Here is a 23277-nt window from a genome sequence, read left to right on the forward strand (position 1 = left end):
AAAAAGATGACTCCCGTACAGTACAGGAATCATCTCCTTGAAGCAGCATAAGTTTTTTTATTAATGTCCTTTACATGGGGTACAGATTATTCAAGGATGTCTGCTAATTGTCTCGCGGTCACGTGCTTACTAAAACTTTTTGCTAAAAACTCTGTTCGATCTACTTTCACTCCTGGCAATTTCACTACATTAATCACTAACTGTTCGAAAAATTTTGCCCCATTCAACATGTTCACATTCCATCCCTTTCTACAGCCCTCATCATCACTTAAATCCTACTTAGCTATATACTGTTTCCTTTAAGCTTGTCTAGAGAAACATTTCAGCTTAGATCGATTGTCTTCTTAAGGGTTGATTTCTGTCACCAACTAAAAATCAAAAAACCTCACCACGAATTACGTCACATAGCTGAGTTTAGGGCTGTGAGATGTAATCTGTTAGATTGAGGCTTTTTGAATACGTTGATATAGAGTATGAAATAGCCGTTTATTTGGGCTCATATCGGAAGTCTGACACGTTTGCGTTTATTCGCGAGTAGAGCGACTCCATCGAAAATCGACTTGGGCGGCTCGAGGCTCCACCGTATAAGGCCTCGATGGTTTGATCGATATACGCGTTTTCCGCTTCTAAATATTCGACAACGAGGTCTTTAAACTCATCGGCCGAGGAATCCTCATGTCGCAATCTCTCCAGTTCGGTTAAATACATGTCATTGTCCGCTTGCATGCCCTGTAATTCTTCTACCGCTCCGGGAACGTTGACGTCATTTCTTGGAATGCTCGATAACGTGAGCATCTTGAGATGATGGTCGCGCGCTGACGAAATGATGGAAGCGGCATCGAAATGAATAACGGGTCTGGCGTCAATCGTTTCAACCGTTCCCGTGCTTCCGCAAGCAGATAAAGCAAGCATTGCTCCTGCGAACAGAGCGACGGATAAGAGTAACTTTTTCCTCATCGATTCTCCTTCGCACCTGTTCGATTTTTTAAGAAACTTCATCTATAGTTTCGACCACAACCCCTGTATCCCCGGCTTTCCCCAAGTCGAGCACGGTCGGCTCTTCATACGCCAAGATATGAAATTCTTGCTCGAACGTGCGGATGACGTAATGCGCAAGCGCCCCCCGCTCCGTGTTGACACGTTCTGTCCCCATATGCTCTGCTGCGAACCGTGTGAATCGGGACGTCTTCAGCTTCACGATTGGGTAAGCATTGCGTAGCCCTTCTTCGTGCATACTATGGTCCTCAATCGTCCCGAGAAACACCGCATATTGCTCGAAACGGATGAGGATCCGGTCCCGTCCTGCGTCCCACGTCAAGAGCATCGTCGGGTTATTTGCCCCGAAGAACGTCCACTCAAGTGGATAATTGGTGACGCCCTTCATCTGAAATGCTTCCGTCTCAAGCACATAGTCTTCGGTCGTCATCAAAAATTTTAAATCGATGGCCAAACCGTTTCCCCCTTTCAAAAAAAGCGACTTCCGAAAACGTCGCTTTCCCTCAATAAAAGATAAACCACAGTGCCGCTGCCACTAAAAACAGGCCGGCCCCGATGAAGAGAATCTTCGCTAATCGTTCATATACCATGTCTTCACCTCACTAATGCCGCACCGACGATGAGCGAGACACCGATCGAGAGGAGGAACGCCAAAAGTCCGACGGCGATGTTCCCTCTCTCGATCTCCTCGTTCACCTTCAAGGACAGGGTCAAAAATTCAAACAACCAATACGTGACGAGGAGCAAGAAGAACCCGAAGCCCCCGCCGACCAAAATGTCGACCATGCGATCGTGATGGCTCTCGACGGCACGGAAGATGTTGGCGAGGCCGACGACCTTCCCGCCCGTCGCGAGCGCCACGGCGATGTTCCCTTTTTGAATCTCGCGCCAATTGCTGTACGGCGTCGTCACCTCGAAGATGGCGAGCCCGACGACAATCATGAGCCCGGCGATCGTATACAGACCGAACGACTCGAGCATGACGTTAAAAGTTACGTTACCCAATAGCATCTCGTCCTCACTTCAACTCGACGACCGTGACCCCGAGTCCACCTTCGCCCATGCCGCCCGGACGCTGACTCTTCACGTGGCGATGTCCTTTCAAGAACTCTTGCGTCGCTTGTCGCATCGCGCCCGTACCGAGCCCATGGATGATGCGGACGTTGTCGTAACCCGACACGAGCGCCTCGTCGATATATTTGTCTAGGCGTGAGAGTCCTTCTTCGACGCGAACCCCTCGCAAATCGAGCTCCGACTTTGTCGTGCTCTGGCGCTTCAACGAGCTGCCTTTCGCTTTAAGCGGCTGCTCTTTCGACGGTCCGATTTTCTGAAGGTCGTCCGCTTTGACGTTCACTTTCATGATCCCGACTTGGACGTTGTACTCGTTGTCGTTGATCTGGTTCACGATATAGCCTTTTTGGTTGAACGTCGTCACTTTCACTTCTTCGCCTTTACTGAACGTACGTTTCTGTTGCGCTTTTTGTTTCACTTTTTGGATCTTTTTCTCTTGGAGCGTCGGTTTCGCCGATTCGAGTTCTTTCTTCGCGGCGATAATCTCGTGCTCTTTGACGATGCCCTGCTCGCGCAGCTTCTTCAGGCGGTCGATGACTTCGTTCGCTTGACGTTTCGCCTGCTCGACCGCTTTGTCGGCTTTCGCCTCGGCTTCGCTATACATCGTGTCGCGTTCTTTCTCGAACTCCGTCATCTTCGCCTCGAACGCCGCCTGCTCTTCTTCGAGGTCGTGGCGCTTGACGATCAACTCTCGTTCGAGTTGCTCGGCGCGTTGTTTCGCCGACTCGAGCTCGTTAATCATCGATTCGACCGACTCGGCGTCGGTGCCGACGTGGCTCCGCGCCTTGTCGATGACGTCCTCGGACAACCCGAGGCGACGGCTAATCTCGAACGCGTTCGAGCGTCCCGGCACACCGATCAACAGACGGTACGTCGGGCTGAGCGACTCGATATCAAACTCCATCGAGGCGTTCATGACGCCTTCCCGGTTATAGGCGTACGCCTTCAGTTCCGAGTAGTGCGTCGTCGCGGCCACACGGGCGCCACGGCGCTTCACTTCGTCGAGGATGGCGATGGCGAGCGCGGCCCCTTCTTGCGGGTCGGTCCCGGCCCCAAGCTCATCGAACAAGACGAGTGACATGAAATCGATCTTGTCGAGCATGCTGACGATATTCGTCATGTGCGAACTGAACGTCGAGAGACTCTGCTCGATTGACTGCTCGTCCCCGATATCGGCGTAGACGGCGTCAAACACGGACAGCTCCGTCCCGAAGTCGGCCGGCACGTAGAGACCTGACTGCACCATGAGCTGAAGCAGACCGATCGTCTTGAGTGTGACCGTCTTCCCACCGGTGTTCGGCCCGGTGATGACGAGCGAGGTGAATGCTTCGCCGAGCTCGACCGTGATCGGCACGACCTCGTCGCGAGGGATGAACGGGTGACGCGCCTGATTCAGCTTAATTTCCCGGGCGTCGTTCAACTTCGGCTCGGTCGCCTTCAACTCATGGCCGTACGCGACTTTCGCGAACACGAAGTCGAGCGTGGCGAGCACGTCGAGGTTCGTCACGATCGAATCGGCAACACCGCCGACGAGGTTCGACAGCTCGCTCAAGATGCGGTCGATCTCGGCGCGCTCTTTCAAGCGCACTTCTTGAATCTCGTTGTTGATCGAGACGATCGCCTGCGGCTCGATGAAGAGCGTCTGACCCGAAGCCGACTGGTCGTGGACGATCCCTCCGAACGCTTGGCGGTACTCTTGTTTGACCGGGACGACGTAACGGTCGTTCCGAATCGTGACGATGGCGTCCGACAACATCTTGGCGTTGTTGCGGAGAATGTTGTCGATGCGGGAGCGGACGCTGCCCTCGAAGCTACGGAGTTGCGTCCGGAGGCCGCGCAATTGCGAGCTCGCCGAGTCTTGGACCGTGCCTTGGTCGTCGATGGCGTGGCGAATCGACTGCTCGACTTCAATCAGTTTCGTCAAGCGCTCCGCATACTCGTCGAGACGCGGGATACGGAGGTCTTCGTTGTCTTCGTGGAGCTTTTCAAAGAAGTTCTTCACTTGGCGGCCGCTGTACATGACGGCGGCGACGGCGAGCAGTTCACTCGTCGAGAGCACCGAGCCGATGGCGGCCCGTTTCACTTCGGCGCGGACATCGGTCAGTCCACCGAGCGGGAGTCGGTCACGGAGACGGACGACCTCGGTCGCCTCTTTCGTGACGTTCAAATTCGCGAGCACCCGGTCGTACGAGTAATCCGGTTGCATCGAGAGCGCCCGGTCTTTCCCGAGCGAGCTCGCGGCGTGGGCGGCGAGCTGTTGGCGCAGTTTTTCATATTCTAAAACGCGTAACGCGTGATCCATCTAGCATGTTCCTTTCTGTCGCTTCGCGTCGAAGAACGCTTTGGCGTCCTTAAACGAGAGGCAGTTGATGATGTCGGACGGTTCGAGGTAGGCTTTACGGGCGTGCAAGACGCCGAGCGCCATATCTTCCATCATGTCCGGGTGGTGCGTGTCGGTGTTGATCATCAGTTTGACGCCGGCCGCCTTCGCTTTCTTCAGCGTCGCGGCCGTCAAGTCAAGCCGATTCGGATTGGCGTTCAACTCGAGCGCCGTGCCCGTCTCTTTCGCGAGGGCGATCAAGCGCTCCTCGTCGATCGGATAGCCGTCACGACGTCCGATAAGCCGGCCCGTCGGATGGGCGATGACGTTGACGTACGGTGAACGGCAGGCGTTCTCAAGCCGGGCCATGATCTCGTCGACCGATTGGTCCATCTTCGAGTGGATCGAGGCGACGACATAGTCGAGCGTCGCCAAAAACTCTGGCTCATAGTCGAGCGTGCCGTCAGGACGGATATCCATCTCGACGCCGCGCAGCACGTGCATCTCATGCTTCTTCGCGGCCTCGAGAATCTCTTCCCCTTGCGCCTCGAGCCGCTCCTCGGTCAAGCCGTTGACGAACGTCATGTACTTGCCGTGATCGGTGATGGCGATCCACTCGTAGCCGCGCGCCTTCATCGCCGCGACGAGCTCGTCGACCGTCAACTTCCCGTCCGACCAGACAGTGTGCATATGGGCGTCAGCCTTGATGTCGTCGAGTGTGACGAGTTTCGACAAGTCGTGCTCGAACTCGAGGTTTCCTGCCCGGAGCTCCGGCGGGATGAACGGCAGACCGTAGCGCTCGAACAGCTCAGCTTCCGTCTCCGGTTGCCAGAGGCCGTCCGCCGTCTCGACGCCGTACTCGGAGATCGACTCGCCTTTTGCTTTGGCGAGCTGGCGCATGCGGACGTTATGGTCTTTCGAGCCAGTGAAGTGGTGGAGCGTCGCGGCGAATGCGCCCGGCTCGACCATCCGGAAGTCGACCGACACCATCTCTTCACGTTCGAGGACGAGTGACACTTTCGTCTCCCCGGCCGCGATGACTTCATTGATGAACGGGAGCTCGAGCAGTTTGTCCCGGAGTGCGACCGGTTCCTCGGTCGCGATGATGAAGTCCAAATCCTTACACGTCTCCTCGGCGCGGCGGAAGCTGCCGCCGACCGAATGGCGGAGCACGAGCGCCTCAGCTCCAAGCACCGTCTCGATTTCTTCGACGACCGGACGCATCATCGCGTACGATAGGCGCTCCGGGCGCGACTCGAGGTTCTTCGCCGCGGCGAGCAACTTCTCGACGCTCTTCGCACCAAAGCGCGGCAACTCGGACGCCGTCCCATCTTCTAAGACGCGGATGAGCGACTCCAAGTCGACGACGCCGATTTCGCGGAGCTGCGCGAGCTTCTTGCCGCCGAGCCCTTGGATCTTGAGCAGCTTCATCAAGCCGAACGGAATCTCTGCTTGGAGCGACTCAAGCACTTCGCTCCGGCCCGTGTCCCGCCATTCTTCGAGGACGGCCGCCGTCCCTTTGCCGATACCTGGGATCGTCGTCAAATCCTCGATCTCGTCGAGTTCAAGTTCTGAGTTTTCTAATGCCGTTGCAGCTTTTCGGAAGGCGTTGATTTTGAACGGATTCTCACCCTTGATTTCCATGTATTGCGCAATCTTTTCGAGCAGCATCATCGCTTCTACTTTATTCATGAGTTTTCCCCCTTATCCATACAGAAAAGGCCGAGACACAAGCGCTTGCTTGCATTCCGGCCTGTCGTGTCACAGCATCTTATTCGAGAACCATTCCGAAAGATACGGTGTATCTTGAATGATGAACGTCGCAAGCGACGAGTTGTCGACGGCGTTTTGGACACCGGCCATCGGGACGAACGCGATCACCCAAAGGATGAAGAACGTGATGACGTACGACTCGAGGAATCCGAGCACCGCGCCGATAATCCCTTTCAATTGACGCAAAATCGGCAAGTCCGTCAAGAAGTCGAGCATCGACAAGATCAGATGCAAGACGAGCTTCGTGATAACGAACAAGACGACGAACCAGAAGACGTTGTAGAACGTCATCTCGATTCCTGAGAGCGAGTTCAAGTCGAGCACACCGCCCGGGAGCGTCCCGTCAAGTTGCGACGGATAAGGAATCCATAGCTTGAACGCTTCAGCCAAGTCCCGGTAATAGGCGTTGGCGACGAAGAAACTGATGATGAGCGCGACCCAATGACCGAGCTGCAGAATCGCCCCACGGCGGAAACCGTTGACAATCCCGATAAACAAGAAAAACAGTATAAGTAGAGTAACCATAAAGTGATTTATTCTCCCATATTTCGTTTAGATTTGACGTGATCGCTCGCGATTTGAATGGCGGCGAGAACGGCCGCCTGACGAGCGTCTAGATGAGGGGACTGTTCACGAATCTCACGGATTTTACTATCGACGAGAAAGCCCACTTCCCTCACATGATCAGCTGGCTCTTCGCTCACAATCGTATAGTCTTGACCCGCGATGTGGATCGTTGTTCGTTGTACCTGCACGTGTCACCCCTCCTTTTCGTCTATTCAAAATTAATCATAACATCGATTGTATATTAGGAAAAGAAGAAGCCCCTCCCTTTTGTACGACAACAATTTATGTTACCCTATTCGAAAGTTGTTAAACGTCAATCTTCTCTCAATTATGAAAGTTAGGGTGGCAACCGCGCGGGAAATGTGCGAAAATAGCAACAATTCAAACATTTAGAAAGGATGATTTATTTGAAATTACGAATTGGCCTTCTAGGTCGCATCATCATCGCTATCGCGTTTGGTATTTTAATCGGTAGCCTCGTACCAGAAAGCCAGAATTGGATTGTACGGACGTTCGTCACGTTCAACACGATTTTTGGGCAGTTCTTAGGCTTCGCTATCCCACTCATCATTCTCGCCTTCATCATCCCGGGCATCGGGGAGCTCGGAAAAGGTGCTGGCAAACTTGTCGGCTTGACGGCCGTCATCGCTTACTTGTCGACAATCGTCGCCGGTACGCTCGCTTACTTTGCGACGAGCAACTTGTTCCCGCAAATCTTGGCTCGCGATACGGCGTCAGCTGAAAACCCAGAAGAAGCACTACTTAGCGGATTCTTGAACTTCGAGATTCCACCCGTGTTCGGTGTCATGACCGCGCTCGTCCTCGCTTTCGTAATCGGAATCGGGATTGCCGCGATTGAAAGCAAGCGCTCACTCGACCTTGCCATGGACTTCCGCGATATCATTGAACTTGTCATCAGCAAAGTCATCATTCCATTACTACCGATTCACATCGCCGGAATTTTCATGAACATGACGTACGCCGGTCAAGTCGCCGAGATCCTCTCGGTGTTCTCGCTCGTCTTCGTCACGATTATCGTTCTTCACTTGACGATTCTCTTGATTCAATACTCGATCGCAGGCGGCCTCAACAAAGAGAACCCGCTTCGTCTCTTGAAGACGATGATGCCGGCTTACTTCACAGCCATCGGGACGCAATCATCGGCAGCAACGATCCCGGTCACGCTTCGCCAAGCGAAAGCGAACAACGTCGACGAAGGCGTCGCCAACTTCGTCGTTCCACTCTGTGCGACGATCCACTTGTCTGGTTCGACGATCACGCTCACATCGGTCGGTGTCGCCCTCATGTACTTGAACGGCATGCCGATGTCATACGCGATCGTACTCCCGTTCATCCTCGCCCTCGGCGTCACGATGATCGCGGCACCAGGTGTCCCTGGTGGAGCCGTCATGGCCTCACTCGGACTGTTCGGTTCAATCCTCGGCTTCGACGCGACGATGCAGAGCTTGGTCATCGCGCTCTACTTGGCGCAAGATAGCTTCGGTACAGCGACGAACGTCACAGGTGACGGTGCCATCGCGAAAATCGTCCACTACTTCAAACGTCATACGAAACTACTCGACGATCCAAAAGCACGCGAGGAAATCGCATAACGTGCTCAACGGGCAAGCCTCACGGTTTGCCCGTTTTTCTTACATAAAAAGGAGGAAGCTATATGGAATTTACGATTTGGGACAATCCCGACGCGTTCGCGGAACGCTTCTTGCCGGAGTTGATGAAGCGAGAAGCCGAACACAGTCTGATGATTGGCATCCTCGGGAACATCCAGCGCGGCGTCTATTCCACGTACCACCAATTGACGGTCGAGGACGACGGGCAATTGCTCGCCATCATACAAGTCACGCCCCCGCATCCGCTCAACTATGTCATCGTGGACGCTTCACGGGCACACGACGTACATGAGACGGCTATCCCGGCATTACTAGAACGGGATATCCCGTTCACCGAAATCGTGTCGGAACGCGTCCACGCTGAGACGTTCGCCAAGCTCTGGCGCGAACATACCGGACAAAACGTCTCGCCTTTCATGGCACAAGGCCTATATCGGCTCGACCGCGTGAACGATATCGAGATGGCGGACGGGTCGATGCGTCACGCGACGACACGCGATCAAGCGCTCCTAGAGAACTGGTTTCGTGCCTTCGAACGAGATTCGGGACTCGACCCGTCCGAGGCAGAAAAAGTGGTCCGTACCGTCACCATGTTGATCGAGAACGATGACGCCGTCATTTGGGAAGTCGACGGTATGCCCGTCTCATGCGCGAAACGTTCAAGGCCGACGGAGAACGGCGTCACCGTCTCGTTCGTTTATACCACCTGGGCAACGGGGGAACGGCTATGGACGCTCCATCGTCGCCGCGCTCAGCCGTGAGCTGTTGAAGACGAAACGCTTCTGTACGCTCTACACCGATTTGACCAATCCGACGTCAAATAAGATTTATCAAGAGGTCGGGTACGAACCGATCATGGAATCTTCATGGATCCGACTCGCTAGATGAATCGTCCCGCCTCCCCTATACTGATAGGTGGAGGCGATTTTTATGAGGCATTGGTGGAATCAAATCCCGAAACGGGTCCGTCACGTCGTAGCGACCGTCCTCATCGGCTCGGTCGTCGCTTATATGATGATTGTCGGCGGCATGAGCGTCCTTGTCGACCCGAATTGGGATACGCTCTGGTTGAGCGTCATCGGGGCCGCGCTGTTGACGTTCATCAGTTACCGGGCAACAAAAAAGTGATCGACGCGTTTGTCGATCACTGTCTTTATGTTTAGAAGAATAATGCTGGGTTGACTGTGCTTCCCGCGCTCGATGAAGAGTACGAGTAGCCACCACGGTGAATCTCGAAGTGAAGGTGTGAACCTGTCGAGTTCCCTGTGCTACCCATGCCGCCAATGTTTTGTCCTTGTGACACGCGTTGACCCGCAGAAACGGATATTGAGTTCATGTGAGCATATACTGTCGTCCATACTTGTCCGTTAATCACGTGTGCGATCATGACCTGGTTTCCGTATGCGCCACTCCAACCTGCACGGAGGACCGTACCTGTTTGTGCTGCATAGATCGGTGTACCGACTGGACCTGCGATATCAAGAGCGTTGTGGAACGAGTAGCCGTTCGCTCCGCTTGCTGGACCCCATCCTTGTGTGAGGCGACCGCTTGCTGGACGTTGGAACATGCCACCGCTTGCTGGTGCAGACGCTACCGGTGCTGTTGAAGCACTTGAACCGCTATTCGAGCTTGAACCTTGTTGTTTTTTCGCCGCAGCAGTTGCTGCCGCTGCACGACGTGCTTCTTCTTCAGCACGACGTTGCGCTTCGATTTCTGATTGGATCGCTTGTTCTTGAGCTTTGAGCGTATCTTCCATCTCTTGAAGGCTCATGAGTTTCGATTCAAACTTGACTTTTTCAGCTTCAAGTTTCTTGATTTTCGCAGCGCGCTCTTTCATTTTTTGATCGAGCTCTTTCTGACGTTTTTCAAGTTCTTCTTTTTGCTTCACGAGTGAATCGCGTTCCGCTTTCAAATCAGCTTGCGCTTTCGCGAGTTTTTCTTTCGTTGCTTCGTATTCTTCGAAGATCTGTTGGTCGTTCTCTTGAATCGTACCAGCTGTGATCATACGTGTGATCAAATCACCGAAGTCTTTAGAACCGAAGATGAACTCCGCCCAGTTGACTGACGAGCCACCATTCTTTTGCATCGTCGCCATCCGCTCTTTCATGAGCTCTTCTTGGGCTTTCATTTTTGCTTCGTACTTCTTAATTTGTGCTTCAAGCTCTTTAATCTTTTCTTGTGTCGCACGAATCTCAGCCTTCTTTTGCGCGACGTCGTTGATGACGTCTTGAAGCTCAGCGTCTAACTTGTTGATCTCTTGCTGCTCTTTGCTGATTGCTTGCTCACGCGATTGAATCGATGCGTTCGCTTTTGACTGTTCAGAACTATTCTGTTGTTGTTGCTGCTGGACTTTCTTTTGCTTGTCTGTGAGTGACGCCGCAAAACCAGGAGTCGTGCCGCTGATGAGAAGAGTCCCTAAAGTGACGGTTGCCGCAAGTTTCTTCAAGTTAACCAATGTGCTTCCCTCCGCTGAGTCGTGTGTATTTCTATCTATAATAGATTCGTTAGTTTGTCGAATTTTGACGAGATTTCGTTCTCGCTCTGAGACTCATTATAGCAATCTAAACCTGAAATTATTTTACACTTATATTTCATTCGCGTTACATTGACCTGATTTAGGTTTTATCGCTTAAAAAACGTGGGTATATAGGCAAATTTGCTCATTTTTCTGTCACAAGTTCTCCGTATAAAAAAGAAAAAGCGCTTCTAGATGCGCTTTTCACATAATAACCTTATACATTTTTGTTTTACCTTGTCATCATGTAGCCTGATCGCGATTTACGCTTTCGCCGTTTCACTAAATAGAGGCCACCGAGGAGCACGACCCCACATAGCGCACCGAAGCTGTCTAAGACGACGTCTTGGATGAGCGGCGTCCGCTCCGGCGTCAAGCTCTGATGGAACTCGTCATATACGCCGACCGTGGTCGCAAGCGCCCAAGCGAACAAGAGCGTAAGCCCGGCATGAATACGAGTACGCGAGACGGCTTTGACGAAAAGCGCGCCGAGGACGAAGAAGACCGTGAAGTGCGCGGCTTTTCGAATCAAAAATTCAATCAAGCCGACCGTTCCTTTCGCCTCGAGTGAGACCGGGTCACCCGCGTAATCGAAATCCACGTTTCCGAGCATCGGCTCGGCCCATCCCCATTCGAACCGTTCGAGCGGTGAAACGATGCTCTGCTCCGAATAAGGTGTCGCGCTCGAGAAGAATAAGCCGACGAGAATGAGAGTGATCCAAATAAATTCATTTTTCAATATGTACATAACATCGATCCTTTCTGTCTGCGAGCTTCATTATACGAGTTTCCTCCCATTACATTGTAACAAGGGCATCATCGTTTCGTGACAATTTGATTGCGGACAACCGATTTAAAGTCGTACATGGGAAACGCGCTTGCTATACTAGAGGCAAAGGGGGAAACATAATGATCTATCAATACGAAGCGACAGACATGAGCGGTAAGCTCCAACCATTATCGAAATATGAGGGAGACGTACTATTAATCGTCAACACGGCAAGCAAGTGCGGCTTCACGCCGCAACTCGACGGCCTCGAGACGTTGTACGCGCAATATAAAGACCAAGGACTCCAAGTGCTCGGCTTCCCGTGCAATCAGTTCGGCCATCAAGACCCAGGGACGAACGAAGAGATTAACGAGTTTTGTCAGTTGAACTATGGTGTGTCGTTCCCGATGTTCGCCAAAGTCGACGTCAACGGGAAAGACGCGCATCCACTCTTCCAATACTTAGCGAAGGAAGCACCGGGACTACTCGGCTCGAAGGCAATCAAATGGAACTTTACGAAGTTCCTCATCGACCGCCAAGGAAACGTCATCGAACGGTTCTCCCCGCAGACGACGCCGGCCGAGATCGAATCCGCCATTAAAAAGTTAATTTAAGTGAAACTTGTCCCATCCTCCGTTCGTACGATACATAAAGGAGGATGGGATTCATGTTTCATACATATACACGGCAGCGGAACGTCGTGCGCACGACTGCGTTTCTTACTGTCTTGTTTCTCGGCCACGAACTCACCTTTCAAGGGGCGGACCAGACGGTGAGCTATGCCGAGACGAATCCGAGCTGGTTGCCTGAGGCGTGGACGGCAAACCCGCTGCTCACCCTGTATCTCGGTGTGCTATTGATTTTATTCATCGACCTTGTCGTGTCGAGTATCGTTTATCGAAAGCATAGTTCGCCTACCTACGTCCGTCGTTTCATCGCGTTGCAGTTCTTCGGCGCGCTCGTCGCCACGTCCGCCTACTTGACGGCCGTCTATGTTGAGCCACGTTGGCCGTTCACGTTTCTCGTCTCATTCGGGATTATGATGTCGTTCGGCTTGACGGACAAGTTTTTAAAACCGCTTCAACCAGAAAAACAGGAAGGTGTGCCGAATGAACGGTGACCTTCCTGTTTTTAGCGTGGCGTGATGAAATTAATTGTATAGAACGGGCTATTGTCGTCGTTATGCACAAGTCCGACCGACGCATGGGTGAACTCAGGCTTCAAGATGTTCTCGCGGTGACCGAGCGAGTTCATGAGCCCCCAGTGGGCGTGAAAGACACTCATCTGGCCCATCGCCAAGTTCTCTCCGGCGACCGAATATGTGAGCCCGTACTCGTTCATCCGCTCGAACGGGTCCCGTCCTTCTGGGTCCGTATGGCTGAAGAAATTGTTCTCCGCCATATTCTCGCTATGTGCCCGAACGACGGGAAGGAGCGGCTCAAAGTCGGCGAGCGCTGACAGGTTAAACTTTTGGCGGTCCCAATTCATGAGCAACCGCATGAGCGTCTCGTTCCCGACCGTACTTTCGGCTGAGATGTCGCCGTAATACCCGTCACTCGCCTCTTCCACGCGACGGTCGACGGAAAGCACGGCTTTCAGCTTATCGTCGTCGTGTTGATCGAAGAAGAACGTGACGTAATTGCCGTTAATCGCATACACCGAAAACGACGGGTCGTCGGGAATCAAATAGCGGCGCATCCCTTTATCGTACGAACGGACGGCGTCGAAACCGATTTGCTCGACGTCTTGCCGCGTCGTCTCATCCACAATCAGACCTTCATACGTGCTCCCCGTCTCGAATTGATAGAACCCTTTCTTCGCGCCGTCCGCATCGATCAATTCGAGCGTCCGATCGCCGCTTCGTTCGAGCAAGTACCAATCATTCCCGGCATATTGGCTAGCAAAGCGCGGGGCATCGGTGACTTCAGTTGTCTCCTCATCGGTCCCTTCCACTTCCTCCGCCACGTCCGATTTTACTTGAACACTCGTCGGCGCCGAAACGTTCGGCACTTCATATTTCCAAGCGGCATAGCCACCAATCGCCATCAAAATGATGATTAATTTGCGAATCATGTCGACTCCTTTCGCAAAACGCTTACCCTTGTTGCTCACCGAACGCCTTCAAACGCGCTTTGATGTCGATGAGCATCTCCATATAGGCGACATATGTCGCTTCATCTATTTTCAGCATACCACTCACTTGACGCGGAACGTCCTCCGCCTGCTCACGCAGTGCGCGACCTGAATCGGTGAGCGTCAGTACAATGCGGCGCTCGTCATCTTGTGCCCGTACTTTTTCAACATAGCCGATTTGCATCAAGCGTTTGACGAGTGGCGACAGCGTACCCGAGTCGAGCGTCAGCCGTTCTCCGACTTGCTTCAAATCGATTCCTTCCTCTTCCCACAAGACGAGCATAACCAGGTACTGGCTATAGGTCAGGTTTAACGGAGCCAAAATCGGGCGATATAAACGTGTCAGCTCTTTTGAGGCAGTATAGAGCTGAAAACAGATTTGATGTTCTAATGTTAGCGAACTTTTCATGGTTTGTCCTCCGGCTGTAGTCTTAGGACAAGCATATCACTTGCACATTCATTTGACTGCCTTATAATTAAATTGTGCACAATATAATTGTTGAAAACGAAACGGAGGAAATGAATCATGAAACCATTATTCACAGCTTCTGCAACAGCCACTGGTGGCCGCGAAGGTCGCGTCACATCAACGGACGGTGTTATCGACTTGAACGTCGCGATGCCAGGCTCGAAACAAGCGGACGAGTCGACGAACCCGGAGCAACTGTTCGCAGCCGGCTACGCGGCTTGCTTCGGTAGCGCCTTGAACCTCGTCATCGGCAAAGAACGTGTCAAGACGGACGGGACGAGCGTCACAGGCCACGTCACGCTCAACCAGGATGACGAAGGCGGCTTCTTCATTTCCGTTGAACTCGAAGTCGAAATCAAAGGCGTCGACCAAGAGACAGCCGAGCGCCTAGTCGAAGCGGCACACCAAGTGTGTCCGTATTCGAAAGCGACACGCGGCAACGTCGACGTCAAATTGACAGCAAAAGCAGCATAATCACGCTCCCGCTCCCCATCGAGCGGGATTTTTTTTGTAACGAAACGATGATCACTCGTTTTCTCAACATTCTTTGCTTCCTTACGACAGTCCGAGTAGAATGAAAGAACCGACGACACGAGGAGGGACGACATGTTCAAAGGAAGACGTAAATACATCACGTTCGGCGCCATCGTCACATTTTTATTTGTCGCCCTTTATAACGGACTCGTCGTCCGCACGTACAACGTGTCGACCGATAAACTTGAGGTGGGTCAATCCCTCCGCATCGTCCTTTTGTCCGACTTGCATGGCTACTCGTACGGAGAAAAACAAAGCGTTTTAATTGAGAAAGTGAAAGCGCAACAACCTGACCTCATCGCCTTGCCAGGTGACATGCTCGACCGGTACCGTTCACCGAACGCCGCCTTCGACTTAATCAAAGGGCTCGAAGGTGTTGCCCCGATGTACTTTGTGACCGGCAACCACGAGATTGATGACTCAGACGATTATGTCCGGCACGACGTGAAAGACGTGTTCCGCTCGCACGGGGTGATCGTCCTCGAGAATGAGGCACAAAAGCTGACAATCAACGGCATCGACCTCGTCATCGGCGGACTTGAAGACCCGCTCCGTGCATACGCGGAAAACTTGCACCGGATATGGGAAGAAGACGCCCTCGTCGCGCTCGAGGATACGGAAACGGATGAGGCGTTCAGCGTCTTGTTGTCGCACCGGGCCGAGCGGGTCGAGACGTATGCCGCCCTTCCGTTCGACCTCGTCTTGTCAGGTCACGCCCACGGTGGACAAGTGCGAATCCCTTACCTCATGAACGGGCTGTACGCGCCCGACCAAGGTTTTTTCCCGAAGTATGCCGGTGGGCTATATGAACACGAGACGTTCGATCACGTCATCGGGCGTGGATTCAACTACAGCATCAGCGTACCACGCGTCTTCAATCCCCCGGAAATCGTCGTCATCGATGTGACCGGGACCGGGGCTCCTTTGTGAGTCCCTTTTCCTATTTCCTCAAGATTTCAGATTCGAACGCGATCGAAGCGGGTACAGTACACGTGTTGTGACTTACCTGTTTTCGAAAAAAGGAGGAATGAACGCATGCGTGCAGTAACGTATCAAGGGGCAAAGAACATCGAAGTGAAAGACGTGAAAGACCCAGAGATTGAGAGCCGGGAAGAGATTATCGTCAAAATCACCTCGACGGCGATTTGCGGCTCGGACTTGCATATTTACTTAGGCAACATGCCGACTCGCCACGGCTACGTCATCGGGCACGAGCCAATGGGAATCGTCGAAGAAGTCGGACCGGACGTGACGAAAGTGAAAAAAGGCGACCGGGTTGTCTTGCCGTTCAACGTCTCGTGCGGCCACTGTTATTATTGTGAGCACGAGATGGAGAGCCAATGCGACAACTCGAACCATGCACCGCATACGGATGCGGGCGGTTACTTCGGCTTCACCGAACAGTTCGGGAATCATCCCGGTGGTCAGGCCGAGTATTTGAAAGTGCCGTACGGTAACTTCATGCCGCTCGTCATTCCAGAATCATGTGAGCTCGAGGATGAGGCGCTCCTCTTCCTATCAGACGTCATCCCGACCGCCTGGTGGAGCCTCGAGAGCGCCGGCATGAAAGCCGGCGACACCGTCGTCGTCCTCGGTTCCGGACCGGTCGGACTCATGACGCAAAAACTCGCCTGGGTCCGCGGAGCGAAACGCGTCATCGCCGTCGACCCCGAGCTTTATCGTTTAAACCGGGCGAAATTATCGAACAACGTCGAGACGGTGCTCATGAAAGACCCGATCGATACAGGTAAATACATTTACGAGATCACGAACGGCGGCGCCGACGTCGTCATCGACTGCGTCGGCTTCGATGGCAAAATGTCGCCAATCGAGAAAGTCGAACAGAAACTGATGGTCCAGGGCGGGACGCTCAGCGCCATCAAAGTCGCGAAAGAAGCGGTCCGGAAATTCGGGACGGTCCAACTGACGGGGATTTACGCGATGAACTATAATCAATTCCCGCTTGGCGACTTTTTCACACGGAACGTCAGCATCAAGACGGGTCAAGCGCCGGTCATCCACTATATGCCGGAGCTGTTCCAGATGATTGTCGACAACAAGTTCGACCCGACCGATATCATCACGCACCGGATGCCGCTCGACCAGGCCGCCGATGCGTATAAAATCTTCAACGACCACCTCGACGACTGCGTCAAAGTCGTCTTGAAGCCATGACGAAAGCGGTCCCCGATTTTACTGGGGACCGCTTTTTTACCATATGGTTCGTTCCTTACAGCAGGCGGGTGCCCGCTCGATTTGGACGGTCGAGCGTTTGAACGTGCCAAAATGCTTTATCCGTTCCGTGACGTCCCGAAGAACCGTTTGATCGTTCGTCGTCTCGCCAATCAAGACGTGGCACGTCACCGCGTACTCGTTCGACGTGATCGACCAGACGTGCAAGTCGTGAATCTCGTTCACACCATCGACGCGCAACAACTCGTTTTGCATCGCGACAACATCGACTTCATGCGGCGCCCCTTCCATCAAGATGTGGACAGCGTCCCGCGTGACGCGATAGCCGCTAATCAAGATGAGCACGGCGACAAACAGGCTCGCGATGGAGTCGGCGAGCGTCCAACCGAAAATGAGGATGAGTAGGGCCGCCGTGATGGCTCCGACCGAACCGAGCAGGTCCCCGAACACGTGTAACAGCGCACTCCGCACGTTCAAGTTGTCTCGCTCCCCCCGCATCAAAATCCATGCCGCGAGTATGTTCACAATTAAACCGACGACTGCGATGACGAGCATACCTTCACTCATAATTTCCGGTGGTGCGAAGAGACGCTTGTACGCCTCGATGATGATATAAATCGAGATGACGAGTAACGTCAACCCGTTCACGAACGCAGCTAAAATCTCGAAACGTCGATAGCCGAACGTTCGGTCCGGCGTCGCCTGTCTCGCCCCGAAGCGGACGGCGAGAAAACTGAGTCCGAGTGCCGCGGCATCACTAAGCATATGCCCAGCGTCCGACAGCAAGGCGAGGCTATTCGTCCACAGCCCGCCGACGACCTCGACGATCATGAACGTCGCAATCAACAGGAACGCCCAAAATAGCGCCCGTTGGTTCGTCGTATGATGGTGATGATGGTCGTGTTCGTGATGGTCATGCCCAGCCATAACATCCCCTCCTCTTCCCTCATTATATTCCACCTCCCTCATACAATCAAACGTTCATTTGAATGTAAGGCGAAAAAGAAAGCCGAAAGGTTTCCCTTTCAGCTGTCTCGCTTATTTCTGTTCGACCCGGACGCGCATGATGCCACTATACGGGAACAGTTTCAACTGCATCGTCTCCCCTTCGTACCAGCTTCCGGAAGCTTGGTCGCTCGACGCCTTCAACTCGGGCGATGCGACCGGTTGCTTGTCCCAATCGATCGCCTTCACTTTACCGTCGCGCATCATGAGGAAGAAGCCGTCGTAGAAGTGATACTCGTTTACTTGGTCACGCTGCACGGCTTTCGGGGCACCGAGCTCCGCTCGGACCGACTCACGGTCCTTCCCGAGAAGCTCGAGCGTGGATGCGGACGCGGCAGGCATGACGCTTTGCCACGCGGAAGTGATTTCCTCATCGGTCGCCGCCGACGTCTCCGTCGTCACCCGTTCCTCGGTCACCCAGCCCGTCAACCGCTCGTTCAGTTGCAGCTTGACGAACCCGCTCACCGTCTCGAGCCGCTCATAACGGTCCCCAAGGTCGGCCTCATAGACAACGGTCACCCGGTCGTCGGCATACACTTTCGTGTATGGTGCCCCGATGTAGACGACATCCTTCGCTTCCTCGACGAGCGGCTCCTCTTCCGAGTCCGAACCGACCATCTCCGTCGCGATCTCATCGGTTTCCGGTAACGCCGTCTTCGTATCTTTTGAATCCATCAATGCCGCCAAGGCGATGACGCCGACGAGCGATGCAATCAACACAAGCGCCATCAGCGTCCGCAATAACCGCTTCCGTTTCCGGGACGCGGCCCGCGACGTCCGAACTTCTTCCTTCACCATCTGCTCCACTCCTACTCGTTTCGTTTCCTTTGTTCGGATTCGTCAAACGGTAAAAGGTTTCCTGCCTCGTCGACAAAAAATTGTTCGGTATCCCGAAGCGTTTCCATCGTCCGAAGCGTCGCCTCGACGTCCGCTGCCGGGCGCGGGTCGCGGTCCCGAATCAATACGCCAACCCCGAGCTCGATGACCCGGTTCGTCAACCGATGGAACGTCCGGTCATGTGAAATCAAGATGAGCCCGCCCGGATACAGCTCGAGTGCGGCCTCGATCTGTTCCCGCGTAGCGACATCCAAATAGTTCGTCGGTTCATCGAGGGCGAGCAGCTGCGCGTCCGAGAAGTAAAGGATGAGAAAAGCGATTCGGCATTTCTCCCCCATGCTCGCGTCGCGCATCGGCTTATACACCTCGTCGCGTCGGAACAAGAAGTGCGCGAGCAACGTCCGCGCCTCGGTCTCCGACAAATCGCTCTCCGCGAGGAGCGCCTCGAGGAGCGTCCCGTCCTGTGGGAGCCGTTCGAGCGTCTGTGAGAAGTAGCCAATCTTCAGGCGCGGATGGCGTTTGACCATTCCAGACGCCGGTTCGAGCTCGCCGAGGATGAGCTTTAACAGCGTCGTCTTGCCCGAACCGTTTGCTCCGACAATCGAGATGCGGTCGTTTCGCTCAATCGAAAACGAAACGTCCGTAAACAACGGATCCTCATAACCGAACGAGACCGATTCACACGTCACCCATGTCTTCGCTTCGAGCGGTTCGGCGTGGAATTGGACGTGCACGTGGGCCGTTTCTTTCGGTCGGTTCGGACGAGACGCCTCGAGCTGTTCGAGCTTTCGAACGCGTGCCTTCATCTTGACGGCCAAGTTTGCCGCGCCTTTTTGGGCACCGGGGCTGCGGACACTCGCCGTCGCTTTCGCTTTCAAGTGCCAGCCCTTATATTGGGCAATCATGTCGAGCAACTCCGACTTCCTTGCCACATAGCGGGCATGGGCTCGCTCGTCCCGTCGCGCTTCGTCGCGTTTTTGTGTCGTGTACGTCGTGTAATTTCCCGGGTAACGCGTGACGCGCCCCTCCTCAAGCTCGAGGATGACGTCGGCCACGTCCTCGATGAACTGTCGGTCGTGTGAGATGGTGAGTACTGTCCCTTGAAATTCGCGCACCCAGTCGGTCAACCATTCGATTGACGTGACGTCGAGATGGTTCGTCGGTTCATCGAGCAAGACGATGTCGACTTGTTGCAATGTCAGTCGTGCCAGTTGGGCTCGCGTCCGTTCGCCACCGCTCAACTCGGACAATCGTCTCTCTTCATGAGTAAGGCCGAGTTGCTTGAGCGCGTGTTTCGCTTCCCCCTCGAGACGATATGCCCCAGTCTCTAACGCCTTATCATACGCTCGCATGACACGCTCCGCCTCACCTGACATGACGTCCTCATATAAAGAGAAACGCACATGGTCGCCGCGCATGACGTACGAGAGCAGCGTCTCGTCCGATTCTTCGAGCGTCTGTTCGACGACCCCAAGCGTTCCGTGCCGCTCAATTGAACCGGCTTCTGGCGTGAGCGCCCCGACAATCAAGTTGAATAACGTCGTCTTCCCCGACCCGTTCTGTCCGAACAAGACGGCGTGCTCCCCAGTCGCGACGTCAAAAGAAACATTTTGAAATAAAGGTTGCCGGTCGTAATCGAACCGGACTTGTTTGATGGATAACATATGTCTCACCTCGCAAATTGTTCTGATACGCGATGAAACAAAAAACACCATCCGCGACAAGCGGTGGTGTGAAGATCTCCGGTCAAGCGGAAAGAAGGGTTACCCCCGTCGCCTGAAATTGGACACACTTCACCCGTGACTGTTCGTGCGAACAGTGCTGACTTGTTTCATCAGTTGAGTGTGTGTGACTTTTTCATGGCACGGTGTACCTTCCTTTCCTAAGTTATGTCCACCGTACCAAATTGGAAGCGGATTCGCAACCTCCCCCACAATCTCCCATCGTTTCTACGGCTTTGGGCTGATGCAGGTTCGGCGTCTGAGCGGTATGATGAAGCCATCTTAGAATGAATGAGGAGACTGACATGAGACTACGAACCCTACTCGTCCCGAGCGCCGTCCTCGCGAGCGTCGGCACGTTCCTTTATACACGTTTGAAACGAAGATTGCCTCGACCGGCTTATAAAGTCCCATCGGTCAAGCCGGACCTCGCCTCATTTGATGAGACGACGGTCAGCGCCACGTGGGTTGGCCATTCGACCGTCCTCATCCATTGGTATGGTTTGAAGATTTTGACCGATCCGGTGTTCTCGAAGCGAATCGGCGTCCACCTCGGTCCCATCACGTTCGGGATGAAGCGGCATACCGCGCCCGCCCTCTCCATTGAAGAAGTCGGCCCTGTCGACGTGATTTTACTTAGTCACGCCCATATGGATCATTTCGACCGTAAAAGTTTGAAGCGGCTCATCACGCCGGACACGGTCGTCATCTCGGCCCCGGGGACGAGCAAGCTGTTACGCAAATATCCGAGCCTGCAGACGCTCGAGATGCACCCGCACGACAAGTTGACGCTCGCAAGCGGGCTACACGTGCACGCCATTCCCGTCGCCCACTGGGGCAACCGCTTCCCATGGGACAAACATATGGGGTATAACGGCTACGTCTTGAAATATAAAGGCGTCCGTATGCTGTTCGCCGGTGACACGGCCTATACCGAATCGTTCAACGGACTCGCGAACAAGGAGCCGATCGACCTCGCCTTCTTCCCGATCGGCGCCTATCAGCCGGACTCGTTCCAAGAAGCGCACTGCACGCCGGAACAGGCGTGGACGATGTTCAAACAGAGTGGCGCGAAACGATTCTTCCCGATGCATTGGGACACGTTTGTCTTGTCGTACGAGCCGGTCGAAGAGCCTTACGCGCGACTCGTCGCCGCTGCGAAACTCGAACGTGACCAAATCGTGATTAAAGCGCACGGCGAAAGCATTACGCTGTAGCTTTCACTTCCACTTTCGAACAAATTTCGGTAACGTTAGAGGTGATAGGGAGGGAATCAAAATGGAATGGACAACGCTCAACAATGATGTCAACATGCCGATGCTCGGGCTCGGCGTGTACAAAGTCGAAGACGGCTCGGTGACGTTCGATACGGTGAAAGCGGCGCTTGACGCCGGTTACCGATTGATCGACACGGCCGCCATCTATCAGAACGAAGAAAGCGTCGGACGCGCGATTCTGGAATCGAACGTCCCGCGCGAAGAGATATTCGTGACGACGAAACTGTGGAACGAGTTCCACGGCTTCGACGAGGCGCTCCAAGCGTTCGAGGACAGCCTCGACCGGCTCGGGCTCGACTATGTCGACTTGTTCCTGATTCATTGGCCGATGCCACGCTTCGGCAAGTTCGTCGAGACGTATAAGGCGCTCGAGCAACTGTACGAGGAAGGCAAGGTCCGGGCCATCGGCGTCTCGAACTTCGAGGTCAGCCACCTCGAGCAAATCATCCAGTCATGCTCCATCGTCCCGGCCGTGAACCAAGTCGAGATTCACCCATACTTGTCCCAAAAAGAATTGATTGCATTCTGTCAACGCTATGACATTCAAATTCAAGCGTGGAGCCCGCTCATGAAAGGCCGCGAGGCGCTCACAGACCCGGTCATTACGGACATCGCGGCGAGACACGGCAAGTCACCGGCCCAAGTCATCTTGCGCTGGCACTTGCAAAACGGCGTCGCCGTCATCCCGAAATCGGTCACACCGAGTCGAATTCAAGAGAACATCCAGGTGTTTGACTTCACGTTGACGAAAGAAGAGATGCACGCGATCGACGGGCTGAACCGGAACGAGCGGACCGGGTCCGACCCGAACGAGATGCACAAAATCCATTACTAAGGAGCGACGCCACATGTTCAAAAAATTAGCCTCTGATTTGACCGGTTTCAGCGATATCGGTGAAGTGATCGATCCGCAAGACTTCGACAAAGCGGACTCGGATGATTATGTGTTGCATGAGGACAATGAGAAGATTTACTTCTTAATCAAATCGAAATCAGACGAATACTGTTTCACGAACCTGGCGATGATTCACCTCGACGGGACGAGCGCGATGAGTTCGAAGCGCGTCTTATATCGCTATCCGTACGTCCAATTCCCGCTCCACGACGTCATGTTCGAGACGGCCGGCACGGTCGACTTAGACGTCGAGATCAAGTTCACGATTGGCGACAAACCGTACTCCATCGACGTGAACAAGAAACAGATTGAGCATGTGAAAGACTTGTACAAATCACTCCTCGCCATCGCCGAGAAACAGCGCGAAGGCCGAAAGATGATGGAGTTCGCCAACACGTCGCTCACCCACTCGGTGTCGATTTTGAGCGGGCTGCGCCAAGGCGACATGAACGTCGCGTCGACGTTCAAACAGTTGAACGAACAGAGCTTCGACTGGCTCCAAGGTCACTATCATGAGTGGAACCGAAAAGATTTCGGTGACGTGTTCGAGAAGTATATTAACAACTAATAG

26 protein-coding genes are annotated in these 23277 nt (G+C 53.8%); 12 read left to right on the forward strand and 14 right to left on the reverse strand.

All coding sequences use genetic code 11. The annotated features are described in order from the left end of the window. Nucleotides 1-486: 486 nt before the first annotated feature. The 7 genes from KNP76_RS12515 to zapA all read right to left on the reverse strand — a co-directional run bounded on the left by KNP76_RS12515 (nt 487) and on the right by zapA (nt 6915). A complete protein-coding gene (locus tag KNP76_RS12515) occupies nt 487-957 on the reverse strand; it encodes a hypothetical protein (RefSeq protein WP_214844719.1) in 471 nt (156 codons plus the stop codon). A gap of 28 nt (nt 958-985) precedes the next feature. Beyond that, on the reverse strand, nt 986-1450 hold the full coding sequence (locus tag KNP76_RS12520; protein ID WP_214844720.1) for a hypothetical protein: 465 nt from the start codon (nt 1448-1450) through the stop codon (nt 986-988). Between the two features lie 140 nt (nt 1451-1590). Continuing rightward, complete coding sequence (locus KNP76_RS12525) at nt 1591-2007, reverse strand: DUF350 domain-containing protein (protein ID WP_214844721.1); 417 nt, start codon at nt 2005-2007, stop codon at nt 1591-1593. 7 nt (nt 2008-2014) lie between these two features. Continuing rightward, nucleotides 2015-4369: an endonuclease MutS2 gene (locus tag KNP76_RS12530; RefSeq protein ID WP_214844722.1), complete on the reverse strand. Its 2355-nt coding sequence runs from the start codon at nt 4367-4369 to the stop codon at nt 2015-2017. Further along, the gene (polX, locus tag KNP76_RS12535) at nt 4370-6079 is read right to left on the reverse strand and encodes a DNA polymerase/3'-5' exonuclease PolX (protein ID WP_214844723.1); all 1710 of its coding nucleotides are present in this window, start codon (nt 6077-6079) and stop codon (nt 4370-4372) included. It abuts the gene before it with no gap. 69 nt (nt 6080-6148) lie between these two features. Further along, entirely contained in the window at nt 6149-6685 is a 537-nt protein-coding gene (locus tag KNP76_RS12540) for a CvpA family protein (protein WP_034809848.1), read from the reverse strand. An 8-nt stretch (nt 6686-6693) separates the two neighbouring features. Further along, nucleotides 6694-6915, reverse strand: a complete 222-nt coding sequence (gene zapA / locus KNP76_RS15875; protein ID WP_034809849.1) for a cell division protein ZapA — start codon at nt 6913-6915, stop codon at nt 6694-6696. Nucleotides 6916-7125: 210 nt separating this feature from the next. Here zapA and KNP76_RS12550 point away from each other — a divergent pair, with 210 nt between their 5' ends. From KNP76_RS12550 to KNP76_RS12560, 4 genes are all read left to right on the forward strand, one after another. Further along, nucleotides 7126-8340 carry a dicarboxylate/amino acid:cation symporter gene (locus KNP76_RS12550; RefSeq protein ID WP_214844724.1) on the forward strand — a complete coding sequence of 405 codons (1215 nt, stop codon included), beginning with the start codon at nt 7126-7128 and terminating at the stop codon, nt 8338-8340. Nucleotides 8341-8402: 62 nt separating this feature from the next. Beyond that, nucleotides 8403-9119, forward strand: coding sequence for an N-acetyltransferase (locus KNP76_RS12555; protein WP_251137480.1), 717 nt, complete (start codon nt 8403-8405; stop codon nt 9117-9119). Between the two features lie 4 nt (nt 9120-9123). Next, nucleotides 9124-9246 (forward strand): GNAT family N-acetyltransferase, encoded by a 123-nt coding sequence (locus KNP76_RS15880; protein WP_251137481.1) that lies wholly within the window; start codon nt 9124-9126, stop codon nt 9244-9246. 42 nt (nt 9247-9288) lie between these two features. Beyond that, nucleotides 9289-9486 (forward strand): hypothetical protein, encoded by a 198-nt coding sequence (locus tag KNP76_RS12560; RefSeq protein WP_246514211.1) that lies wholly within the window; start codon nt 9289-9291, stop codon nt 9484-9486. 31 nt (nt 9487-9517) lie between these two features. Here the strand turns inward: KNP76_RS12560 and KNP76_RS12565 are convergent, their stop codons facing one another. Both KNP76_RS12565 and KNP76_RS12570 read right to left on the reverse strand, forming a co-directional pair. Then, complete coding sequence (locus tag KNP76_RS12565) at nt 9518-10813, reverse strand: murein hydrolase activator EnvC family protein (protein WP_214844725.1); 1296 nt, start codon at nt 10811-10813, stop codon at nt 9518-9520. Nucleotides 10814-11105: 292 nt separating this feature from the next. After that, nucleotides 11106-11621 carry a VanZ family protein gene (locus KNP76_RS12570; RefSeq protein ID WP_214839881.1) on the reverse strand — a complete coding sequence of 172 codons (516 nt, stop codon included), beginning with the start codon at nt 11619-11621 and terminating at the stop codon, nt 11106-11108. 158 nt (nt 11622-11779) lie between these two features. On the opposite strand from KNP76_RS12570, the gene KNP76_RS12575 reads away from it, so the two are divergent. Next, entirely contained in the window at nt 11780-12256 is a 477-nt protein-coding gene (locus KNP76_RS12575; RefSeq protein WP_214844738.1) for a glutathione peroxidase, read from the forward strand. Nucleotides 12257-12309: 53 nt separating this feature from the next. Continuing rightward, nucleotides 12310-12762, forward strand: coding sequence for a hypothetical protein (locus KNP76_RS12580; RefSeq protein WP_214844726.1), 453 nt, complete (start codon nt 12310-12312; stop codon nt 12760-12762). A gap of 11 nt (nt 12763-12773) precedes the next feature. Here KNP76_RS12580 and KNP76_RS12585 read toward each other — a convergent pair whose 3' ends face one another. Continuing rightward, nucleotides 12774-13715, reverse strand: a complete 942-nt coding sequence (locus KNP76_RS12585; protein WP_214844727.1) for a CAP domain-containing protein — start codon at nt 13713-13715, stop codon at nt 12774-12776. Between the two features lie 22 nt (nt 13716-13737). Beyond that, the gene (locus KNP76_RS12590) at nt 13738-14184 is read right to left on the reverse strand and encodes a MarR family winged helix-turn-helix transcriptional regulator (protein ID WP_034816446.1); all 447 of its coding nucleotides are present in this window, start codon (nt 14182-14184) and stop codon (nt 13738-13740) included. Nucleotides 14185-14301: 117 nt separating this feature from the next. Here KNP76_RS12590 and KNP76_RS12595 point away from each other — a divergent pair, with 117 nt between their 5' ends. From KNP76_RS12595 to KNP76_RS12605, 3 genes are all read left to right on the forward strand, one after another. Next, complete coding sequence (locus tag KNP76_RS12595; protein WP_211779816.1) at nt 14302-14718, forward strand: organic hydroperoxide resistance protein; 417 nt, start codon at nt 14302-14304, stop codon at nt 14716-14718. A gap of 132 nt (nt 14719-14850) precedes the next feature. Further along, nucleotides 14851-15708: a metallophosphoesterase gene (locus KNP76_RS12600; RefSeq protein ID WP_214844728.1), complete on the forward strand. Its 858-nt coding sequence runs from the start codon at nt 14851-14853 to the stop codon at nt 15706-15708. A 105-nt stretch (nt 15709-15813) separates the two neighbouring features. Then, nucleotides 15814-16953 (forward strand): alcohol dehydrogenase catalytic domain-containing protein, encoded by a 1140-nt coding sequence (locus KNP76_RS12605; RefSeq protein ID WP_211779818.1) that lies wholly within the window; start codon nt 15814-15816, stop codon nt 16951-16953. A 36-nt stretch (nt 16954-16989) separates the two neighbouring features. Here the strand turns inward: KNP76_RS12605 and KNP76_RS12610 are convergent, their stop codons facing one another. From KNP76_RS12610 to abc-f, 3 genes are all read right to left on the reverse strand, one after another. Then, the gene (locus KNP76_RS12610) at nt 16990-17898 is read right to left on the reverse strand and encodes a cation diffusion facilitator family transporter (RefSeq protein WP_214844729.1); all 909 of its coding nucleotides are present in this window, start codon (nt 17896-17898) and stop codon (nt 16990-16992) included. A 111-nt stretch (nt 17899-18009) separates the two neighbouring features. Then, nucleotides 18010-18774: a hypothetical protein gene (locus tag KNP76_RS12615; RefSeq protein ID WP_251137483.1), complete on the reverse strand. Its 765-nt coding sequence runs from the start codon at nt 18772-18774 to the stop codon at nt 18010-18012. 11 nt (nt 18775-18785) lie between these two features. After that, nucleotides 18786-20477 (reverse strand): ribosomal protection-like ABC-F family protein, encoded by a 1692-nt coding sequence (gene abc-f / locus KNP76_RS12620; protein WP_034804330.1) that lies wholly within the window; start codon nt 20475-20477, stop codon nt 18786-18788. A 362-nt stretch (nt 20478-20839) separates the two neighbouring features. On the opposite strand from abc-f, the gene KNP76_RS12625 reads away from it, so the two are divergent. The 3 genes from KNP76_RS12625 (at nt 20840) to KNP76_RS12635 (ending at nt 23274) form a co-directional block, all read left to right on the forward strand. Beyond that, nucleotides 20840-21751 (forward strand): MBL fold metallo-hydrolase, encoded by a 912-nt coding sequence (locus tag KNP76_RS12625; protein ID WP_214844730.1) that lies wholly within the window; start codon nt 20840-20842, stop codon nt 21749-21751. A gap of 61 nt (nt 21752-21812) precedes the next feature. Continuing rightward, a complete protein-coding gene (locus KNP76_RS12630) occupies nt 21813-22646 on the forward strand; it encodes an aldo/keto reductase (protein ID WP_214844731.1) in 834 nt (277 codons plus the stop codon). A gap of 13 nt (nt 22647-22659) precedes the next feature. Then, entirely contained in the window at nt 22660-23274 is a 615-nt protein-coding gene (locus tag KNP76_RS12635; RefSeq protein WP_211779823.1) for a PH domain-containing protein, read from the forward strand. The last annotated feature ends 3 nt before the right edge of the window (nt 23275-23277 follow it).

The sequence above is a fragment of the Exiguobacterium sp. s150 genome, from assembly GCF_018618435.1.
GTDB classification, from domain to species: Bacteria; Bacillota; Bacilli; order Exiguobacteriales; family Exiguobacteriaceae; genus Exiguobacterium; species Exiguobacterium alkaliphilum.